The organism is Halomonas ramblicola (assembly GCF_030409215.1).
In the GTDB taxonomy this organism is placed as follows: Bacteria; Pseudomonadota; Gammaproteobacteria; order Pseudomonadales; family Halomonadaceae; genus Halomonas; species Halomonas ramblicola.
This window is the reverse complement of the sequence record NZ_JAUFPL010000033.1, coordinates 1-812: the sequence shown is the minus strand read 5'-3', so window position 1 is coordinate 812 and position 812 is coordinate 1. Positions and strand designations below refer to the sequence as shown.

Annotated in this window: 2 tRNA genes and 1 rRNA gene; all 3 read left to right on the top strand. The window is 57.5% G+C overall.

The features are described from left to right. The first annotated feature begins 16 nt into the window (after window positions 1-16). Window positions 17-93, top strand: a tRNA-Ile gene (locus QWY80_RS17070). A 199-nt stretch (window positions 94-292) separates the two neighbouring features. Further along, a tRNA-Ala gene (locus QWY80_RS17065) sits at window positions 293-368 on the top strand. Window positions 369-562: 194 nt separating this feature from the next. After that, a 23S ribosomal RNA gene (locus tag QWY80_RS17060) occupies window positions 563-812 on the top strand; the annotation flags it as partial.

The following is an 812-nucleotide window of genomic DNA, read 5'->3' as shown; positions in this document are numbered from 1 at the left end:
TCGCCCAGTGACCAACGGGTCTGTAGCTCAGTTGGTTAGAGCGCACCCCTGATAAGGGTGAGGTCGGCAGTTCGAGTCTGCCCAGACCCACCATTCTCCGAGCCACCGGAACGCTCAGTTGGTGAGAGCGCCCCCCGGACGTTCTGTCAAGAGAAGGGTGAGGTCGCGGGGTTGTGTTCGAGTCTGCCCAGACCCACCAATTCAAGATGGAAGTCTTGAGAAGGAAGAAGGAAGAAAAGCGATCTTGCCTTTTCTCTTCCCTCTTGCCTCTTCCTTCTTCTTTCTTGTGCCAGGGGCCTTAGCTCAGCTGGGAGAGCGCCTGCCTTGCACGCAGGAGGTCACCGGTTCGATCCCGGTAGGCTCCACCATCGCTTCGCCCCAACGGTTCCTGCAGAGACCAGCGGCAAGTCGCCACGACTTGCCACTGTTCTCTGAACAGTCGCTCTTTAACAATGTGAATCATGCTGACACGTTCCTTTCGAGAGAAAGGGACAACGAGATACGTCTCAAGCGTATCCGGCAATGTCGTGTGCATCGCCGACCAGACCCCTTGGGGTTATATGGTCAAGCGATGAAGCGCATACGGTGGATGCCTTGGCAGCCAGAGGCGATGAAGGACGTGGAAGCCTGCGATAAGGCTCGGCGAGGTGGCAAACGACCTGCGACCCGGGCATGTCCGAATGGGGAAACCCACCCTGCACCAGCAGGGTATCCCATCCTGAATCCATAGGGATGGGAGGCGAACCGGGGGAACTGAAACATCTCAGTACCCCGAGGAAAAGAAATCAACCGAGATTCCCCCAGTAGCGGCG